The sequence below is a fragment of the Acinetobacter sp. YH12138 genome (genome assembly GCF_015218525.1).
In the GTDB taxonomy this organism is placed as follows: Bacteria; Pseudomonadota; Gammaproteobacteria; order Pseudomonadales; family Moraxellaceae; genus Acinetobacter; species Acinetobacter amyesii.
Window position 1 is genome coordinate 2,846,756 of sequence record NZ_CP048670.1, and the last position, 18,462, is coordinate 2,865,217.

General features: G+C 41.7%; 22 protein-coding genes. 14 read left to right on the top strand and 8 right to left on the bottom strand.

What is annotated here, in order from left to right:
- The first annotated feature begins 76 nt into the window (after nucleotides 1-76).
- From G0029_RS13835 to G0029_RS18445, 3 genes are all read left to right on the top strand, one after another.
- The gene (locus G0029_RS13835; protein WP_180106889.1) at nucleotides 77-1,900 is read left to right on the top strand and encodes an acyl-CoA dehydrogenase C-terminal domain-containing protein; all 1,824 of its coding nucleotides are present in this window, start codon (nucleotides 77-79) and stop codon (nucleotides 1,898-1,900) included.
- Nucleotides 1,901-2,217: 317 nt separating this feature from the next.
- Nucleotides 2,218-2,355: a hypothetical protein gene (locus G0029_RS13840; RefSeq protein ID WP_180106887.1), complete on the top strand. Its 138-nt coding sequence runs from the start codon at nucleotides 2,218-2,220 to the stop codon at nucleotides 2,353-2,355.
- Nucleotides 2,356-2,386: 31 nt separating this feature from the next.
- A complete protein-coding gene (locus tag G0029_RS18445; protein ID WP_257223960.1) occupies nucleotides 2,387-2,521 on the top strand; it encodes a hypothetical protein in 135 nt (44 codons plus the stop codon).
- 43 nt (nucleotides 2,522-2,564) lie between these two features.
- Here the strand turns inward: G0029_RS18445 and G0029_RS13845 are convergent, their stop codons facing one another.
- Both G0029_RS13845 and hemW read right to left on the bottom strand, forming a co-directional pair.
- The gene (locus G0029_RS13845) at nucleotides 2,565-2,972 is read right to left on the bottom strand and encodes a hypothetical protein (protein ID WP_111884191.1); all 408 of its coding nucleotides are present in this window, start codon (nucleotides 2,970-2,972) and stop codon (nucleotides 2,565-2,567) included.
- 133 nt (nucleotides 2,973-3,105) lie between these two features.
- Nucleotides 3,106-4,260 carry a radical SAM family heme chaperone HemW gene (hemW, locus tag G0029_RS13850; protein WP_180106885.1) on the bottom strand — a complete coding sequence of 385 codons (1,155 nt, stop codon included), beginning with the start codon at nucleotides 4,258-4,260 and terminating at the stop codon, nucleotides 3,106-3,108.
- 124 nt (nucleotides 4,261-4,384) lie between these two features.
- Here hemW and G0029_RS13855 point away from each other — a divergent pair, with 124 nt between their 5' ends.
- The 3 genes from G0029_RS13855 to G0029_RS13865 all read left to right on the top strand — a co-directional run bounded on the left by G0029_RS13855 (nucleotide 4,385) and on the right by G0029_RS13865 (nucleotide 6,792).
- Nucleotides 4,385-4,843, top strand: coding sequence for a DMT family transporter (locus G0029_RS13855; RefSeq protein ID WP_180084595.1), 459 nt, complete (start codon nucleotides 4,385-4,387; stop codon nucleotides 4,841-4,843).
- 41 nt (nucleotides 4,844-4,884) lie between these two features.
- Nucleotides 4,885-6,243, top strand: a complete 1,359-nt coding sequence (locus tag G0029_RS13860; protein ID WP_320109243.1) for an MATE family efflux transporter — start codon at nucleotides 4,885-4,887, stop codon at nucleotides 6,241-6,243.
- Nucleotides 6,244-6,417: 174 nt separating this feature from the next.
- Nucleotides 6,418-6,792, top strand: coding sequence for a hypothetical protein (locus G0029_RS13865; protein ID WP_194087872.1), 375 nt, complete (start codon nucleotides 6,418-6,420; stop codon nucleotides 6,790-6,792).
- A 361-nt stretch (nucleotides 6,793-7,153) separates the two neighbouring features.
- Here the strand turns inward: G0029_RS13865 and G0029_RS13870 are convergent, their stop codons facing one another.
- Nucleotides 7,154-7,366 carry a DUF1737 domain-containing protein gene (locus G0029_RS13870; protein ID WP_180024326.1) on the bottom strand — a complete coding sequence of 71 codons (213 nt, stop codon included), beginning with the start codon at nucleotides 7,364-7,366 and terminating at the stop codon, nucleotides 7,154-7,156.
- A 201-nt stretch (nucleotides 7,367-7,567) separates the two neighbouring features.
- Between G0029_RS13870 and G0029_RS13875 the strand changes: the two genes are divergently transcribed.
- Together G0029_RS13875 and G0029_RS13880 are read left to right on the top strand one after the other, a co-directional pair.
- On the top strand, nucleotides 7,568-8,866 hold the full coding sequence (locus G0029_RS13875; protein ID WP_180059160.1) for an ABC1 kinase family protein: 1,299 nt from the start codon (nucleotides 7,568-7,570) through the stop codon (nucleotides 8,864-8,866).
- Nucleotides 8,867-8,973: 107 nt separating this feature from the next.
- Nucleotides 8,974-9,228: a type B 50S ribosomal protein L31 gene (locus G0029_RS13880; RefSeq protein WP_078189321.1), complete on the top strand. Its 255-nt coding sequence runs from the start codon at nucleotides 8,974-8,976 to the stop codon at nucleotides 9,226-9,228.
- A 120-nt stretch (nucleotides 9,229-9,348) separates the two neighbouring features.
- Here G0029_RS13880 and crcB read toward each other — a convergent pair whose 3' ends face one another.
- Nucleotides 9,349-9,732: a fluoride efflux transporter CrcB gene (gene crcB, locus G0029_RS13885; protein WP_180093037.1), complete on the bottom strand. Its 384-nt coding sequence runs from the start codon at nucleotides 9,730-9,732 to the stop codon at nucleotides 9,349-9,351.
- Nucleotides 9,733-9,900: 168 nt separating this feature from the next.
- On the opposite strand from crcB, the gene G0029_RS13890 reads away from it, so the two are divergent.
- Nucleotides 9,901-10,233, top strand: a complete 333-nt coding sequence (locus G0029_RS13890; protein WP_078192490.1) for a HopJ type III effector protein — start codon at nucleotides 9,901-9,903, stop codon at nucleotides 10,231-10,233.
- Nucleotides 10,234-10,322: 89 nt separating this feature from the next.
- Here the strand turns inward: G0029_RS13890 and G0029_RS13895 are convergent, their stop codons facing one another.
- Both G0029_RS13895 and G0029_RS13900 read right to left on the bottom strand, forming a co-directional pair.
- Nucleotides 10,323-10,754, bottom strand: coding sequence for a protease inhibitor I42 family protein (locus tag G0029_RS13895; protein WP_227591831.1), 432 nt, complete (start codon nucleotides 10,752-10,754; stop codon nucleotides 10,323-10,325).
- Nucleotides 10,755-10,826: 72 nt separating this feature from the next.
- Nucleotides 10,827-11,387 (bottom strand): hypothetical protein, encoded by a 561-nt coding sequence (locus G0029_RS13900; protein WP_078189325.1) that lies wholly within the window; start codon nucleotides 11,385-11,387, stop codon nucleotides 10,827-10,829.
- 283 nt (nucleotides 11,388-11,670) lie between these two features.
- On the opposite strand from G0029_RS13900, the gene G0029_RS13905 reads away from it, so the two are divergent.
- On the top strand, nucleotides 11,671-12,297 hold the full coding sequence (locus tag G0029_RS13905) for a class I SAM-dependent methyltransferase (RefSeq protein ID WP_180055410.1): 627 nt from the start codon (nucleotides 11,671-11,673) through the stop codon (nucleotides 12,295-12,297).
- A gap of 47 nt (nucleotides 12,298-12,344) precedes the next feature.
- On the opposite strand, the gene G0029_RS13910 is transcribed toward G0029_RS13905, so the two are convergent.
- Nucleotides 12,345-12,938: a hypothetical protein gene (locus G0029_RS13910; protein WP_180106881.1), complete on the bottom strand. Its 594-nt coding sequence runs from the start codon at nucleotides 12,936-12,938 to the stop codon at nucleotides 12,345-12,347.
- Between the two features lie 55 nt (nucleotides 12,939-12,993).
- On the bottom strand, nucleotides 12,994-13,464 hold the full coding sequence (locus tag G0029_RS13915; RefSeq protein WP_078192492.1) for a Holliday junction resolvase-like protein: 471 nt from the start codon (nucleotides 13,462-13,464) through the stop codon (nucleotides 12,994-12,996).
- A gap of 132 nt (nucleotides 13,465-13,596) precedes the next feature.
- Between G0029_RS13915 and G0029_RS13920 the strand changes: the two genes are divergently transcribed.
- The 4 genes from G0029_RS13920 (at nucleotide 13,597) to yccS (ending at nucleotide 18,453) form a co-directional block, all read left to right on the top strand.
- Nucleotides 13,597-14,241: a ParA family protein gene (locus G0029_RS13920; protein ID WP_078192493.1), complete on the top strand. Its 645-nt coding sequence runs from the start codon at nucleotides 13,597-13,599 to the stop codon at nucleotides 14,239-14,241.
- A gap of 150 nt (nucleotides 14,242-14,391) precedes the next feature.
- Nucleotides 14,392-15,513 (top strand): AI-2E family transporter, encoded by a 1,122-nt coding sequence (locus tag G0029_RS13925; protein ID WP_180106988.1) that lies wholly within the window; start codon nucleotides 14,392-14,394, stop codon nucleotides 15,511-15,513.
- 116 nt (nucleotides 15,514-15,629) lie between these two features.
- On the top strand, nucleotides 15,630-16,178 hold the full coding sequence (gene sodC / locus G0029_RS13930) for a superoxide dismutase family protein (protein ID WP_180084590.1): 549 nt from the start codon (nucleotides 15,630-15,632) through the stop codon (nucleotides 16,176-16,178).
- Nucleotides 16,179-16,302: 124 nt separating this feature from the next.
- Nucleotides 16,303-18,453 carry a YccS family putative transporter gene (gene yccS, locus G0029_RS13935; RefSeq protein WP_373685910.1) on the top strand — a complete coding sequence of 717 codons (2,151 nt, stop codon included), beginning with the start codon at nucleotides 16,303-16,305 and terminating at the stop codon, nucleotides 18,451-18,453.
- Nucleotides 18,454-18,462: the final 9 nt, after the last annotated feature.

An 18,462-nucleotide genomic window follows, 5' to 3' on the forward strand; every position in this document is an offset into this window, starting at 1 on the left:
TTTTTGGATGAAATTATGAATAATCAAATCATCAATACAGATAATCCAAAAAAATTTAGATATTAGGATTAAGACTATGCCTGCATATAAAGCGCCTTTACACGATATTCGTTTCTTAATGAATGAAGTGCTCGATTACCCAGCACACTACAAAACTTTGTCTAATGGTGAAGCTGCTGATGCAGATACTGTCGACATGATTTTAGAAGGTGCAGCGGATTTTTGTGAAAACATCCTTTCACCTTTAAACCAAACGGGTGATGAAGAAGGCTGTCATTTTGAAAATGGTGATGTGAAAACACCAAAAGGGTTTAAAGAAGCCTATGACCAATTTGTACAGGGTGGCTGGCAAGGTCTGTCTTTCCCTGAAGAATTCGGCGGTCAAAACTTGCCACAGTCGTTGAATCTCATCAAATCTGAAATGATGGGTACAGCGAACTGGTCATTCCAAATGTATCCAGGTCTCAGCGTAGGTTGTATCAACACCATTCTTCAATTTGGTTCAGAAGAACAGAAAAACCAATATTTACCGAACCTTGTTGCTGGAACTTGGTCAGGCACCATGTGCTTAACTGAACCTCAATGCGGTACCGACTTAGGTCAGGTTAAAACCAAAGCGGAACCTCAAGCTGACGGTAGCTATTCAATTTCTGGTACAAAAATCTTCATCTCTGCGGGTGAGCATGATTTAACAGATAACATCGTGCATATCGTACTTGCTCGTCTTCCAGATGCTCCTGCAGGCACCAAAGGCATTTCATTGTTCATCGTTCCAAAATTCCTTGTGAAAGCAGACGGTTCAGTAGGCGAACGCAACCCAGTGACTTGTGGTTCGATTGAACACAAAATGGGGATCCGTGCTTCGGCAACAGCTGTGCTGAACTTTGACAATGCCATTGGTTACTTGATCGGTGAAAAACACAAAGGCCTACATGCAATGTTCACCTTCATGAACACTGCACGTATTGGTACAGCAATTCAAGGTATTGCACATGCTGAATTGGCATTCCAAGGCGCACTTCCATACGCCAAAGAACGTATGTCTATGCGTGCACTTTCAGGTAAAAAAGATCCTGAAAAAGTGGCCGATGCGATTATTCACCATGCAGACGTACGTCGTATGCTTTTAACTCAAAAAGCGATCGCTGAAGGCGGCCGTTCAATGATTTACTATGCAGCTCAAATTGCGGACAAAATGACTGATGCTTTAACCCGCGGTGATACAGCAGCGTTTGAAGCACATGATGACCACTTAGGCTTCTACACACCGATTCTCAAAGGTTTCTTAACCGAAATGGGTTATGAAGCTGCAAACCATGGTATGCAAGTATACGGTGGTCATGGTTATATTAAAGAATGGGGCATGGAACAAATCGTTCGTGACTCACGTATCTCTACTCTCTACGAAGGCACAACCGGTGTTCAAGCACTAGACTTGATTGGTCGTAAAGTTCTGTTGACCTCTAAAGGTAAAGTGATTCGTGACTACACAGCAGAAATCTTGAAGTTCTGTGGTCAACATGCACGTAACAAATACATGCGTCGTTTTGCGTGGGACTTAACGAAGCTTTGCGCACAGTGGAATGCATTAACTGTTCGTATCATGCTTGCTGCACGTAAAGACCGTGACATCGTATCTTCTGCATCTGTAGATTTCTTGATGTTCTCTGGCTACGTGATGATGGCTTACTTCTGGGCACAACAAGCCGCTGTAGCTTCTGAAAAACTAGCAGAAGGCAATGGTGCAGAAGTTCCTGAGTTCTATAAAGCAAAAATCAAAGTGGCTGACTTCTACTTTGAACGTCTATTACCACGCTCACAAGGTCACGCTGAAGCAATGGTTAACCCATCGAAGACCATGACTTCTTTGGCTCCTGAACACTTTAGCTTTGACTACTAAGCTTTAAACCGAGTTAAATGACTCTATAAAAAGACCGCTTCGGCGGTCTTTTTGTCTTCTCTTTTAATTTTCATCTATAGCGATAATGAGCAGCATTCTTAATTTCTTCATGAGGTAATAACAATGTATAAAGATGAACTTTATATGGAGAAATATTGTTGTATTTTTCAAAAAAATAATTTTATTTAATAAATATTAAATACTTAAAGTAAATTTCACTCGATGATTTTAGCTTTACATTTGTATCTCATACAACTTCATATCTTCTACATAGCCTCCCCCTATGATGACTTCATTGATTCATAAAGAGCGTAACCATGAAAAAATTGATGTCTTCATTAATGATTGGTCTGATTGCAACAACTGCGACAATGTCTGCAATGGCAGTGCCTGCATTCAATCATAAAAATCCACCACCTGCTGCACACTTCGATAAAAAAACCTGTACCGCCTAAAGCAACACATCACAAACCTGCTGGGCCGCAAATGGTGAAAAAAGAGCATCAACAAGCTCATGCAAAATTTGCCAAACAAAATCATAAGGCAGTAGCTTTTAAAGGCAATCAACACAAATCTGTTTCGCAGCATAAATTACCGCCAATGCCACCGAAACATCGTTAAGCTAAATTAAAAAAAGACCGCTCATGCGGTCTTTTTTTAATATTTACTTTGCTTTATCAGCAATAAATTCTTTAATCTCTATGGGTTTATCTTTTACCAACTCAACTGTGCCTTCATTCACACCATTAAAGTTCTTAAAGTGAATTGAAACACCTTGGTCGTTGGCAAGTCGTACACCACTTCCTGAAACTCCTCGTTTCAATTCATACACACGATCAGAATTATCAGTCAATTGTGCGGTTTCAAAATTATCTTTGGTTTTTAACTCAAGGCTTAGATCTTGTGGCCCTGTAAAGTGAATCACTTGCTCATCTTGAGCTACTGCAACATCGTTTGTTTGTGCAGTTGTGGCCGTTGCCTCTGTTGCAACATTTTGTTCTGATGGTGCTTTTTTATCGGTGCAACCCACCAAAGCTATAGTTAATAACGTCGCAGTTAAAATATATTTCATTTTCTGAAGTTCCTTTATGCCATGTAAATTCAATTATCAACTGAATAATTTCATACACATTCTGCAAATTACATTCGAAATATGAAAAATTACTTGTCGCTCAAATTTTAAAACAAGTTTGACATAGCTTTCATTACAGGAATTCTTCCAATACGGAATTTAAAAAGATATGCCCCTGCTCGGTACAAGACAAACGTGTTGGATCATTGACCATCAATTTACGTTCACGTAATGAGTTCAATAACTCGGCAATCGGCTCTAAACTTTCCCCTGTACGCTCGCTATATAGCTTGGCTTCCACCCCATGATTTAAACGAAGTGCATTCATCATAAATTCAAAAGGCATGTCGGCTGCTTCGATACGCTTAAACTGAAGATGTTCAGCAGGTACTTTGGCTAAATAGTCTTTTGGCAATCGGGTTTTTTGGAAACGATACACCCCGTCTGGCATGGTCACTTTACCATGTGCGCCTGCGCCAATCGCCAAATAATCGCCAAACTGCCAATAATTTAAATTATGTGCCGACGGCTTTTCTTTACGCCATGCCGATACTTCATAATTGATAAAGCCTTGCGCTGTTAAATAGGCTTCGCCCTGTTCTTGAATATCTTCAAGCACATCATCGACAGGTAAAATCGGTTTTGTGCGGAAGAAAACCGTATTAGGTTCAATGGTCAACTGATACCACGACACATGCGTTGCGCCATTTTCAACAGCAAGTTTTAAATCCAACAGTGCTTGTTCTAGACTTTGCTCAGGAAGGCCATGCATCAAGTCAACATTCACTCGTTCAAAGCCTGCTTCTCGCGCATGCTGAATGGCAGAAATCGCATCATCATTCGAATGAATCCGCCCCAGCTTTTTCAGCTGGTCGGTATTAAAACTTTGCACACCGATAGATAGACGATTAATCCCTGCATCTAAATAACCGGCAAAAGGATCGTGCTCAACCGTGCCCGGATTGGCTTCCAAGGTAATTTCACAGTCCGCTTCAAATGGCACTAACGCTTTGAGTTGAGCAAATAACCATTGATAGCCTTTGGATGAAATGAGCGATGGTGTACCCCCACCAATAAATACACTATGAATCAGGCGACCCTGAGCAAAATCGACTTGCGTTTTAAAGTCTTCAACCAACGCCTGTAAATATTCTTGTTCTAAGTCTAAAGACAATTCACCATTCGGCACTGCATGCGAATTAAAGTCACAGTATGGACATTTGCGCACACACCACGGCATGTGAATGTATAAAGATAACGGAACAACTGCAGGATTTAATTCAACCAAGGAAAATGCTCAAAAGGAACAAAAGAAGTAAGCGCATTTTAACATGACTGCATCAGAGCGCTTATGAAATCTCATCCACAATACAGTAGACTAATAAATTTAAGAAGAATTAGATGATTAGAAGATGAAAATAAGCAGCCATTTATTGTACTTACTGCCGCTCGCGATGGGTGTTGGTATCGCTATGACCATTCAAACAGCGATCAACAGCCAATTGCGTGAATATTTATATTCGCCGCTGCAAGCTGCCCTTTTTTCTTTTTTGATTGGTACAATAGTCCTCGCCTTTATGGTGTTTTTTCAATCGGCCGAAAAACCGGACTTTGCAAGTTTTGCTCAAATCCCTTGGTATTTATGGCTGGGGGGATGTTTGGGTGTTTATGCCATCAGTATCAGTATTTATACCGCACCGAAACTGGGTTTTTTATCCCTCTCCGGTCTGATTATTTTTGGACAGATCTTAATGTCGATGGTATTTGACCATTTTGGCTTGCTCGGCACTGAAAAAACCCCGATTAACTGGCAACGCTTATTGGGTGGCGTGGTGATTTTTATTGGTGTGCTTCTCACTTTCCAACGCTAAGACCTCATTCCTAAGCACCTCACAAGAAATGAGTACATTCTGTGTCTACTGTCACGGCTGTAACAAGCAGCAAGTATGAATTAAAACAACTGTTTCATTTAATGATTCCGATATTGATTACGCAGTTTGCGCAAGCGGGATTTGGTCTCATTGATACCATCATGGCTGGACACATGTCCGCCAATGACCTTGCAGCCATTGCGGTCGGGGTCGGTTTATGGATACCGGTCATGCTGCTGTTCAGCGGCATTATGATTGCAACCACCCCATTGGTGGCCGAAGCCAATGGTGCTCGCACGCCTGAAAAAATTGCCACCATCGCCCGTCAGTCGTTATGGGTCGCATTATTTTTAGGGATCATTGCCGCATTAGTCTTACAAGCTATGCCGCTGCTTTTACCGTTATTGGGTGTCCCTGAAGCATTACTTCCGAAGGCCAGTTTATTCTTACACGCCATTAGTTTAGGTATGCCTGCTGTCACCATGTACGCAGCTTTACGTGGTTACTCAGAAGCATTGGGGCATCCACGTCCAGTCACTGTGCTGAGTCTATTGGCCTTATTGGTGTTAATTCCACTGAACTTTATTTTTATGTATGGTTTAGGCCCAGTCCCTGAATTAGGTTCTGCAGGATGTGGTTTTGCCACCGCGATTTTGCAATGGTTAATGTTCTTTGCTTTGGCGATGTACGTTTTCAAAGGATCGGCCTATCAAAAAACCCAACCTTTCGCTGCTTTTGAAAAAATGAACAGTGAATGGATCAAACGCATCTTAAAACTTGGCTTTCCCATTGGCTTAGCCATTTTCTTTGAAGTCAGTATTTTTAGTACAGCCGCTATTGTTTTGAGTCCTTTGGGCGAAGTCACCATTGCCGCGCATCAAGTCGCCATTTCGATTACCTCGCAATTGTTTATGATTCCCATGTCACTGGCGATTGCGCTGACCATTCGAGTTGGTACCTATTATGGGGAAAAGAACTGGCTGGCTATGCGAAAAGTCCAAAAAGTTGGGATGTTGACAGGGACAATATTTGCCCTGACTACCATGCTACTGCTTTGGCTTTTACGTAATGAAATTGTGTCACTGTATACTAATGACTATGATGTGACTCAGCTTGCAGTATATTTGGTCTTGTTCGCGATTGCCTATCAGTTGATGGACGCATGGCAAGTCAGTGCCGCAGGGTGTTTACGCGGCATGCAAGACACTAAAGGGCCGATGTGGATCACCATGATCGCGTATTGGATCATTGCCTTCCCTGTCGGGATCTATCTTGCACGCTTCACCACGACTGGTGCTGCAGGCGTTTGGATTGGCCTAATTGTGGGTCTGACTGTCGCCTGTATACTGCTACTTACACGTTTATTTATGATGAATAAACGTTTAGCTCAAGCGGGATAAGCCCTAAAAAAGCATCTAAAACATTACTTAAAAAGACGGCTACGCTATGCAGAAGATTAATGCAAATTAACACGCTGCATAGCGTATGCCATAAATAAAAATACGAAGAAGAGGAAGATAAACATGTCCCATGTATTTCGCTCGATGAGTCTCTGTCTGAGCTTGGGCTTCTCCATGTCACTACAAGCTGAACAAACGATCAACCGACATGAATTTCCTTTATATCACGCACCCATCAAAGTCCAATCACAACCCGAATTTGATTACATCAATCAAGCACTTTGGACAGCCTTTCGCTTTTATCATGAACAACAAGCGGACTCATATACCACACGTTTAAAATTAAGTTGTCAGCAGACTGGTATGGCATACACCTATCAGGACTTCATCAAGGCCAATCAAAAGTTTGTCTCTGCGGATGATCAGGATTTTATCGTGACGCAAAACCTTATCACCTTGAATGAAAATTTACACCATAATCAATGCAGCAAATATCTCAGTCCACATTTAGAACTCGAAAAAACTGAAGCAACTGATGTTACGGAGTGACATCAGTTGCTCAATTTGATTCAAAAAAAGAACGATACACGAAAAAGTCATCTGCAATTGTTTGAGACAGGACTACCTCTAATCAAAAATGTTTTTGCGATACTTTAAATAATTAGACGCTAGCGAACGAGTTTTGTCGGTGAGGTGCATTGCACCGCAAGATGGTTTCCTTGCGAAGCACGCTTCTCATTTTGCCGAATGAGAAACAACGTTTCGTAAGAGTACCTCCAGCTGAAGGCTAATCCCTTTATTCAATCCCTGGATGAAAGACTCTACAGAATAGAATTGAAAATCTTTTTTTAAATGCGTAAATACTTTTACATGCATAACATCAGTGAAGCAAGCAAAGCACCAAAACCAACTAATTAAGCGCCTCGATGGCATTTTTTAAACCTTGTGGCACTTGGCTGTCGTCCTCTACGTCTTTCACGATCGCCTGCCCGACAATCACCTCTGTCCCATTAAAACTCATGGTCGGTGATCCATACAATTCATAGCCTTCATTTAAAGCTTTGGTCACACGGGCACAGAAATTGACATCATCTTTACCGGTTAAATAGCGATACACTTTCATCGTTCAGTTCTCTTCTAGCGACGCGATATTTTAAACCATTCAGCACGTGGCTTAAATTTGCCTGAATTATTTTCAGTATTTACATTTTTGCCCATCATTTTATCAATGCAAATAAAGTCTTAACAATTTAAAGTAGGCAGTTTGTGTTTTGTCGCCTATGATCGGTATTAGATAATAAATGATGATCTTGAGGAACATCACATGGCAAAAACGGCTAGCACACCGGGTCGTCGCTTTATGAAACTTGCCAGTATGACGGCAAGCATTGCTACTAAAACCGTTTCCAATTCCATCCGCAATATCACTGCCGATGAAGAACAGAAAAATGCATCTCGCAGTAAACTTTTTCAGGACATCGGTCTGCAAATTGCAGACACTTTGGGTGAAATGAAAGGTGCGGTGATGAAAGTCGGACAAATTGCCTCGCAGTACAAAGACATTTTTCCACCTGAAGTCGCAAAAGCGATCAGTAAATTACAACGCCAAGCGCCAGCCATGCCTTTTGCTGAAATTAAGGCCCAAGTAGAACAAGAACTCGGCAAACCCCTCGCGCAGATTTTTAAAAGTTTTGAAGAACAACCTTTTGCCGCTGCATCCATTGGGCAGGTGCATAAAGCCGTGTTACCCAATGGTCAGCAGGTAGTGGTGAAAGTGCAATATCCGGGTGTCGAAGAAGCCTGTGACAGTGACTTAAAACAAGTTCGGCTTGCACTTCGTTTGATGGGCGTATTGAAAATTGATCGGAAGTTACAAGACAAGCTATTTCGTGAAATTCAGGACAGTTTAGACAACGAATTGAACTATGAAATTGAAGCGCAAAACTTAGATGTGGCCCGTGCTTTTCATAGTGCGCTGGATGACAAAATCATTATTCCACAGGTCTATAAAGATTATTCTTCACGTCATATTTTGACTCTAAGTCTAGAGCTTGGCGACAGTATAGAAACTGCCAGCACATGGTCACAAGAAACCCGAAATGCCTTGGGAAGACGCTTATTCCGTGCCATAGGCCGTGAAATTTTCTTCCTTAAACGTTTCCACTGTGACCCGCATCCGGGCAACTTCGCCTTTCGTGAAGATGGTTCAGTCATCGTATATGACTACGGCGGTGTGAAAACCCTGTCTCCTGAAATCGTGTCGCACTTTAAGCAATTGATTAATGCTGCACGCAAGCACGATATTCCACTGATGGAACAGCAACTGGATGCCCTACATTCACTCAATGAACTCGGTAAATTCCCTACAGAGTTGTATGAGCAATGGCTTGAAGTACTGATGCGTCCGCTGACCACACAATACGACTTTGCTGAAAATTCAGCGCACCATGACGGGGTAGAATTAATTAAGCCATCTCTTAAATACTGGGATGTGTTTAAACCGTCGCCAGACACCCTGATGGTGAACCGGACTGTTTCAGGGCATTATTGGAATTTGATTCATTTGAAAGTGAATGACAATCTCAATGATCTCTTTGATGAGTTGGTCCCACCTAGCGCTTAAGGGAGCGTAAAGCGCTGATGATTGCCCGATGAATTTCGGGCAATATTTGCATTTTTAATTGTTATGTTATAACATTTCTTTAATCAATAAATTTAAGGAACAGAAGAATGCGTGCCAACATCCATCCCGAATACCGTGAAGTGCTCTTTCATGACACCAATGCCAATGCCTTTTTTGTGATTGGCAGTACTTTAAGTACTAATCAAACCAAAGAGTTTGAGGGCAAAACTTATCCATATGTGACGCTCGATATTTCAAGTGCATCACACCCTTTTTATACAGGTGAACAACGTCAAGTGAATAATGAAGGACGTATTGCGAACTTTAATAAACGCTTTGCGCGTTTCAAACGCTCACAATAAGTTCTGTTTCGATTAAGTTTTTGCTTTTAAAATTAAAACATTAAAGAAGTTCAGGGTTCCCCTCCTCCAGCCTGAACTTCTTTTTTTATGTCTAAAATTTTGTGGATTTCAAGCGTTGTTTTAAACATCTATTTTTAAAATCGACTGAAATAAGTAATATCCCAGCCCCAATACGATGATACCAATCACCACACTGGAAATGGCATAACTAAATGCCAGCCCACTTTGCCCTTGTCTGAGCAGTTGAAAGGTTTCTAAGCCGAAACTGGAAAAGGTGGTAAAGCCACCTAAGATTCCAACCATAAGCAATAAGCGTGCTTCATTTTGTAGAACGGGATATTTTTGGCTAAATGCAAAGAACACACCTGCACAAAAGCAACCTAAAATATTCACCCACCATGTAGCCCACGGAAAGAGCACGGTTGGCTTGGCCAATAACAGTCCTGCTGCATAGCGAAGTGTTGCCCCAATTGCGCCGCCACATGCGACCAAAAGCCAGTTCATAGTTGTCCTACTTCAACATAATTGTTATCTACAATTTAGGCAACAGACTGCCTAAGGTCGCCCTTCAATATACACGCATTTAATTTACGCAAATAGTGTTAAATGTTTGGGCCAAAGCTTGCTATAGTCTGCAACACTTTGCGGTATTTTTTATTGAAAGAGGACATTATGGCTCAGGAATTATTAGATCAACTTCAAGCAGGGACTGCGAAATTTTCAGATGTGATTGCATTTATTGAAGCGCGTTATAACCACACACCAACTGCTTTTACCAATGGCAAACAAGCCAATGCAGCGACTGAAAACCAAGGCAGTGCCAAAGTATTTTCTTTTGCCCAATTGAATGGTCTAAACCAAGCTGAAACCTTAAGTCTTTTTGCTGAACATTATGCTGCTGTTTTGGCGACACCAGACGCAACTGACCACCAAAACATTCGCCAATTTATGCAAAATGGTTGGGAAGGTATTCAATTTGACGGTCAAGCGCTGAGCGCGAAATAATGCATACGTGGACGTTTTAAATCAGTTCATCTGCAATAAAAAAGCCAGTATAAATACTGGCTTTTTTATCTTTTCATCATTGGTTCAAATCAAGATACTCGAACTCTGCAAGTCCATTTAGCCATCGCGGTTTTTTCCCAAGCTCGTGCATGCTTCAAATGTAGTAATTCTTCACCCGCAGTCGTTGCGGTAAAACGATAAGTTTTTTGACCACCGACACCAAGCACTGGTGTCGCATCTGCAGCAGCAGCTTGTTGTTGTTGAGCTGATTGAAACACTTCTTCAACTTTAAAAAGTTTCGGTTGCTCAGCCAAAGACCATACATATCCGGTACTTGGATTTTCGTTTAACAGTACTTCTAAAGTTTGTCCACGATCCATCTCAAGCAAGGTCGGACAACTTTGCTGTTCAGTAAATACATGGGTTTTCCCATCTACAGTTGAACTCATACTGGTACATCCACCAAGCGCCAAACCACTCGCCAACATTAGACTCAAAATAAGCTGTTTCTTTATCATCATTTTCATCATCAAATTATTTTACCTTGAATCTAATGCACACCGATTTCAATACGATCTCGATGTAATCGAAGTTTAGCCTTTGACTTTTTCAATCCACTGAATCGAACTTACACGAAAAACTTCACAAGCCCCATCACCCGTATCTGTTGGGGTCAAAGATGAAGTCCAAACCAAATCTTTGTCTTTCACCTCAACCAAATCCCCTTTTAAACGCACAAGATCGCCACGTTTTACTTGAGTAATTTGTTTAGCAATTTGCGGGTTTGCAGGAATGATGTGCATATTCGACACCATCATCATGGCTTGCTTTTGCGGTACAGGAACACGATCCATTTTCCAATTTAAGAAACGGTCATATTGATTGACTGAAATCGTACGAGCAATTTCTGGCTCTGCAAATAAGCCCCAACTGACTGCATAATCAATCGGAGAAAATTTTGCTTGTTCATCTGTTTGATAGGTTTTTGAACCTAAAATTCGGAAATCACCTTTAAATTCTTTCAAGGTAGAAATCGACTGGCCTTTGGCAGCAGGTGCTAAGCCTTTGGCAATATTATAATCTGAAGACGCTTGGACACCGACATTCAATAAAAAGCCTGCAAGCACAGTACTTAATGCAATTCGCTTGATCATCGCGTTATCCTCTTACCCTGTAATACTTCACATTACTCAATTTTAATTCTGCAATTGAGCCGACTTCATCTATTCATAATGCCCCAACCTGAACATGAGCTTAAAATCGCGTAGGTTGAGCCTGATGAATGTCGTTTTCACTAGTTGTAACTCTATATTACGCACACAGTCTGCATAAACCTTATGAACTTGGTAACAAAATGCTGTTATTCAGTCAATTGGCCCATATTCATGCTCCACGACATGATTTACACTTTAAAAAAAGCCAACAATAATGCCCGCTATGATTTATAAATTTTATCAACAACACATTTTTCCGCATCTTTTAAATCAAGTCATGCAAGTACCAAGCTTGATGGATAAACGACGCGAACTCCTGTTAGCCGTATCTGGTGAGGTGCTCGAAATTGGCTTTGGTACAGGTTTGAATTTAGCGTTTTATCAAAATGTCGATACGGTTTTTGCCCTTGAGCCCAATCCCGATATTTTTCATTTAGCTGCTGAACGTGTACATGCCGCGCCCTTTGAGGTACAGCATATTTTAGCCGGTGCTGAAAAATTACCCTTTGCAGATGAAAGTCTAGATCATGTCGTGAGTACATGGACCTTATGCAGCATTGCCGATATTGAAACTGCGCTTGAAGAAATCTACCGCGTCCTTAAACCAACAGGGACATTTCATTTGGTTGAGCACGTACAACACAATGAAAATGGGAAAATTAAGCAGTTACAACACCTACTGACGCCCATTCAAAAGAAAGTCGCGGATGGCTGTCATCTGGATCGTCATATGCAAAAGTTGCTTGAAGATGCCCAGTTTGAATGTTTTGAAACGCAGTATTTTGATGCTGAAGGCATTCCAAAAATTGGTCAGCGCATGTTGCTCGCCCGCGCACGGAAGTTGAGTTAAAGCGTCCAAGGCCATGTTTAAGCACAATCAAATCTAAATAAAAATACCTAGTCTTTGATTAATCGAATGGCATTAATTTTTAGGATATGACAGGGCTTTTTATTCAACACATTAAAGGTGCTATACGACTTCCCTGTTTTGATGGAATGCACATCCACCCATTCACCCAAAATCTCCACGCGATCCCCTGATTTTAAACGCCGAATACGATTTGCGACGTCTTCGGATTGAGCAATCACACTGACATTTTGCAATTCAGACTTGAGCTTTTCAATTTGTGTCGAGGGCACGTCTTTCGCTTGCACGCTAAAACAGCGGTTCTGCTGAGACCACTCAAGATGATATTTTAAAGACTGGATATTATTTGCGCCTGAACTCAGTAGCAGATCAATATTGCTGACATAGGCCAAGTCTTGAAAGCCGCCCACCACGGTCGGTGCGGCCGGATGTAATGTACGACTACTCGCACTGTAGTAGCGTTTATCCAACAGCAAATATTCACCGGAAAATGCCTGAGTCGCTGTGACCTGAAAATTTTTCAGCACACCAGTTTGCTCTAAATGTGGAATGGCACGAAAATATTCAGACCATATCCACAGCATGAGCGCAAAAATGGCTGCAGTCGCTAAGAGTTTTTCCATGTGGATATTCTGTCCTTATTACTTTTCGACGGTTCTGAGCCTGAATCAAGCGAGCTTAAATATGCTCAAAATCAATTCGGATGGTTTCAAAACGCACTCGCCCTTCGGCAATGGCTTGAGCAATCGCTTGTTGCCCTTTGGTCAAGCGTGCCCCGCCACTTTTAATATCAATCAGCACCACTTCGATGTCTTCAGCGAGTCCATCACCATCACGAAAGTCGGTATAGCCATCAAAAACCACATAATCGATCGGGTCACCGAGAAACTTTGCATCGCTAGGTAAATATTGAAATTCGGGCATGATCGGCGCCATTTGTTCGGCCATTTTGCCTTTTAAAACAGCACGACTGGTATTTACACTGCGTTTTTGTGCGTGGGCCAATGCCTGCTGATGTTCCAATTCTAGTTCTGCAATATATTGCTCGTATTCTGCCTTAATCCTTCCATTGCGACTGCCACTTAAAATTAAGGTGGTCAGTACAATCCCAATACACGCGCCAATGAGCATGGCCATCCAGACAGACATTTAAAATTCCTAATCTTTTTAATACATTACAGCGAAACCTATAGGAAAAACTTAGACTTTGGTTCTTTGTCATATTCTCCGCATTAAACAATGATATGCTAGGGATGAGCAGAATAAAATCTATTTAGGTCGATGAAAACGATATTAATTGCCAATCAAAAAGGTGGTTGTGGCAAAACCATCACAGCAATCAGTTTAGCCTCTGCACTTGCGCAAAAAGGTTATAAAGTGGCCTTGGCAGATGCTGACAATCAAAAGTCTGCACGTCAATGGCTCAAACAGCGCCCAGAGACTGCAGCCCCAATTCAGAGCCTAGATTGGCGTCATGAAAAATCAATTGGTGATGTGCCGAAAGGGATTGAATATCTAATTATCGATGCTCCGGGTGCGTTATCGGGTGAACATGCAGATCAGTTGGTGAGTGAAGCCCATGCCATCATTACCCCGCTACAACCATCTTTCTTCGACATCGACTCGACCCGTCGTTTTTTAAAGCATTTGCAAGAAATTAAGCGGATTCGTAAAGGTAAAGTCCAAATCTTATTGCTGGCCAATCGTGTAAAACCCAATTCTGCTCATTCCAAAGAAATTCAAGATTTTTTCAATAAAGTTGAACAACAGCCCGTTGCTTGGATTTCTGAACGTACCGCTTATGGTCAACTTGCCATGCAAGGTCTTTCGGTTTTTGACAAAACGCAAAAATTGTACCTCGGTATGCAACAACAATGGCAACCTGTGCTCAATGCCATTATTGAAGACGAAGCCGAGTGGTTTTAACCCATCATTCCACATTTTGTTGATATAAAGGCCAATCTTGCAAGGATCTAGCCTGAAAGATATTCACCATAAGTTAACAAGCTCTCGTTTTCGGGAGCTTTTTTTTCGGTTAAGATTGAACACAACATGATGAAAAAATCAGAGCACGCATTGCCAACGTTCGCACCTACATTACAAAAAGTCTTATTGTTCGGATTATTTTTTATCCTGATTTTTTTGAGCTTTAGCGTACTCAAATACTTTATTGTGCCCGTTGTTTGGGCAGCGATTATTGCCTATATGACTTGGCCGCTGTATCAATCGGTGCATCGTTTTTGTGGCAATCGTGCAAATCTAAGTGCGGCGCTGATGATCTTACTGGTGGTACTCGTGGTGGGTCTGCCGGTGATTTTTGCGATTTTCTTGCTACAACATGAAGGCCGTAACTTGTATTTTGAATTACAAAAGCAAGTTTTCTCTGGTCATGTCAATGTGCCTGATTTTATTCGCCAACTGCCGTTTATTGGTAAAGAAGTCAGTCGTACCCTGCATGAGCTGAACAATGACCCGAACAGTATTATTCAATCGGTACAAATTTGGATTCAGGGGCATTTGAACTACGGTAAAGTTTTGGTCGGCGAAGTCAGTAAAAATATCTTTAAGCTATGTTTTGCCGTGATGTCTTTATTTTTCTTCTATCGTGATGGTCAAACCATTTTAAGTCAGGTCAGTAAAGCCCTCGAAATGGTGATTGGGCCACGTATTCATCATTATCTTGCCACTATTTCGGATACTACACGTGCCGTAGTGTATGGCATCGGCCTCACCGCCATTGCCCAAGCTTTACTTGCCGGTCTCAGCTATTTTGTCGCCGATGTGCCTAACCCGATGTTATTAACCATCATTACCTTCATGTTGGCACTGATTCCGTTTGGACCACCAATTTCATATACCGCTGTGTCGTTGTGGTTATTTTCACAAGGTCAAACCATTGAAGCCATTGGCGTCATGGCTTGGGGTGTTTGTGTGGTGAGTACAGCCGATAACGTGATTCGTCCTTTAGTGATTTCAGGGGCAACGCAGATTCCATTCTTATTAATCATGTTTGGTGTTTTGGGTGGGATCGCCAGTTTCGGTCTTGTTGGTTTATTTATCGGGCCAGTGATCTTAGCTGTATTGTTAGCCATTTGGCGTGAATGGTTGCATGAAACCCAAATTGAACCCGTCATGATGCCCAAAGCAACATTGGCACATAACTTAGACAATATAGATGATAAGCCTGAACAACCTTAATTCAGGCTTGAATTCATTAAACAAATATTACAATCAAATACTTAAATTATCTGTCATCCTGTATCCGCATCTGTTTCAATGGTTGAAACTCCATAAAAACAGACAGGATGCCAAACATGTCTTCACTATTTAAATTCGGTGCGCTTGCTGCGGTCAGTGCCCTGATGTTTACAGGCTGTGCGAGTACCTCGACTTCAACAGGTCTGAATGCAAAAACCGTGACGGTCAATGCCGTGACTGCTCAAGGTATTGGTCAAAGCATCGGTCAAATTAACTTGGTTGATAGCCCTGCTGGCTTGGTTATTCATACCAATTTAACCCAGCTTCCTCCGGGTCCACACGGTTTCCATATTCATGAAAAAGGCTCTTGTGCCCCAGCTGAAAAAGATGGAAAAGCGGGTGCTGCTCTTGCTGCAGGTGGTCACTTTAACCCTAAAGCTGCACCTCACCACGGTACGCCGCTAACAGGTCACTTGGGTGACTTACCGATCCTTCAAGTTCAAACCGATGGCACAGCAAAAGTGAATTTAATTGCACCACGTTTGAAATTGGCGGATGTACAAGGCTTAGCCATCATGATCCATGCTGGTGGTGATAATTACTCTGACGACCCTAAACCTCTAGGCGGTGGCGGTGACCGTATTGCCTGTGGTGTGATTCAATAATCGACCTTGCACATAGATTTGAATAAGCGGACTTTAAGTCCGCTTTTCTATTGAATAAAAATTGACAGTTCACAGAAAAAAGCTCAGTCTAATTTACAAAATCATTCGAATACTTCATAACTCTGTGAACACGCGACTCTCTTGGTTTCAACAGTTTCAATCCAGTGCAATCATTATGTATTGCCTGCAAATTTGTATTGTTTTGAGTGGCACCACGCTCGGATTATATTTTCTCGGTTTTCATAGTTTTATTGTGCCCGTCACCTTAGGTGCGATTGCCACTGCACTCACCGACTTTGATGACCGACTCAGCATCCGACTGCGTAATTTGCTCTATGTCTGCGTACTCTTCTTTAGTGTCAGTAGTATTTTAGATTTTCTCTATCCCTATAAGCTGCTGTTTATCTTGTATCTTTCACTTTCCAGTGCAGGATTTATTTTATTGGGGGCTTTGGGGCAACGCTATGCCACGATATCTTTTGGTACGATTTTACTATCGATTTATACCATGTTCGGCTTGGGCGAATATGAGACCTGGTATTTTCAACCTAGTTGCTTTGTTCTAGGGGCTTTATGGTATGGCTTCACCTCGATTCTCTTTTACTTGATTAAACCCACTCTACCCGTACAAGACAATCTCTCGCGTTGTTTTTTACAAATCGCCGAAGTACTGAATGCAAAAGCTCGCTTATTTGACCCAGATAATGTCGACAATGTGGAACACTTACTGTATAAATTATCACTCAAAAACAGTGATGTCATCCCAAGTTTAAACACTACTAAAGCTTCTTTACTCACCCGTTTAAAAGCTTCAAGAGCCAATAAAAACACCATCTACTGGCTGAATTTATATTTCTTGGCACAAGATATTCACGAACAGGCTAGTGCGAATTATTTACACTACGAACAAATTCATCAAAATTTTAGCCGTACCGATTTAATTTTCCGTTTTCAAAAAAATATTCGATTACAAGCACAGGCTTGCCAACAGTTGGCCTATTGTATTTTGCATCGGCAGCCCTATCAGCCTGATCCCATTACCGCGCAAGCACTGGCACATTTGCATGCCTCTTTGCAGGAGTGGATGGCCAATAATCCGCAAAACATAGAAGTGAAAAATCTACAGCTGATCTTGAGTAATTTGGACAGTGTGCAAGAACGCTTTTCGCATGTGCAGGATTTAGATCATTCACAGCAACAGGCCTATCAGCAGCATATCGACAACCTCAATTTACTCGACGACGACATTCACGGTTTGCATGATTTATGGCTCAAATTGAAACAGCATTTGAGTCCAGAATCTGCCTTATTTCGCCATGCTGTTCGCATCGCTTTTGTCTTTGCTATGGGTTATGCCATTTCACTACTGCCCTTTGCCAAAAATGGCTACTGGATATTATTGACCAGTTTATTTGTCTGTCAGATGCGCTATTTTGCGACCAAAAGTCGTTTAAAAATGCGGACTTTGGGAACCATATTAGGGGTCTTACTTGGCATTCCTATTTTGTATTTTGTGCCAAGTGTCGAAGGTCAATTGCTACTGACAATTATTTTTGGCGTATGCTTTTTCTATCTGAGTGCCAAAAAATATGCCATGGCGACCCTCATGGCAACCTTAATGGTCTTGCTGATTTTTAATTTAAAAGGCGCAGGTTATGCGGTTATTTTACCGCGTATCGTTGATACCCTACTCGGCTGTTTTATTGCATGGTTCGCAGTCAATGTCATCTGGCCAGATTGGGACTTTCGCAATATTTCCAAGACCATTCAAAAAAGCTCTGCTGCGACCCTGCATTATTTTGATGCCGTAGTTGAGCAATATCTCCATGGTAAAACCAATAGCATTGAGTATCGGCGTGCCCGTCGTTCAGCCCATAATGCTCAGACTGAACTATCGAGCATGATTTCAAGTTTAAGTACCGAGCCTGAACCCAACCAAACTTTGATTCAACATGCTTTTCGCTATTTGGTCTATAGCCATAGTCAGCTCAGTTATATTTCGGCATTGGGGAGCCACCGTGAACAGGTACAAGACCAACAAGTCCTTGAACTGCTGAAATGGTGTCAAAGCACCTTAGACGACGTCTTAATTCAGCAAAAACCGCTCAATCCTGAGAAAATTCAGCAAAAACTTTTCGAAATTCAAACACTCAGCACTGAAGAAATGCGGTCTAATCACCTACAACTTGTGCTCAAGCAAATCAGTTTATTATTAGAAACATTAGCCGAACTGATTCAGCTTCGAACACAGCTGATTCAGGCGGAAATTAAATAAAATCATTCG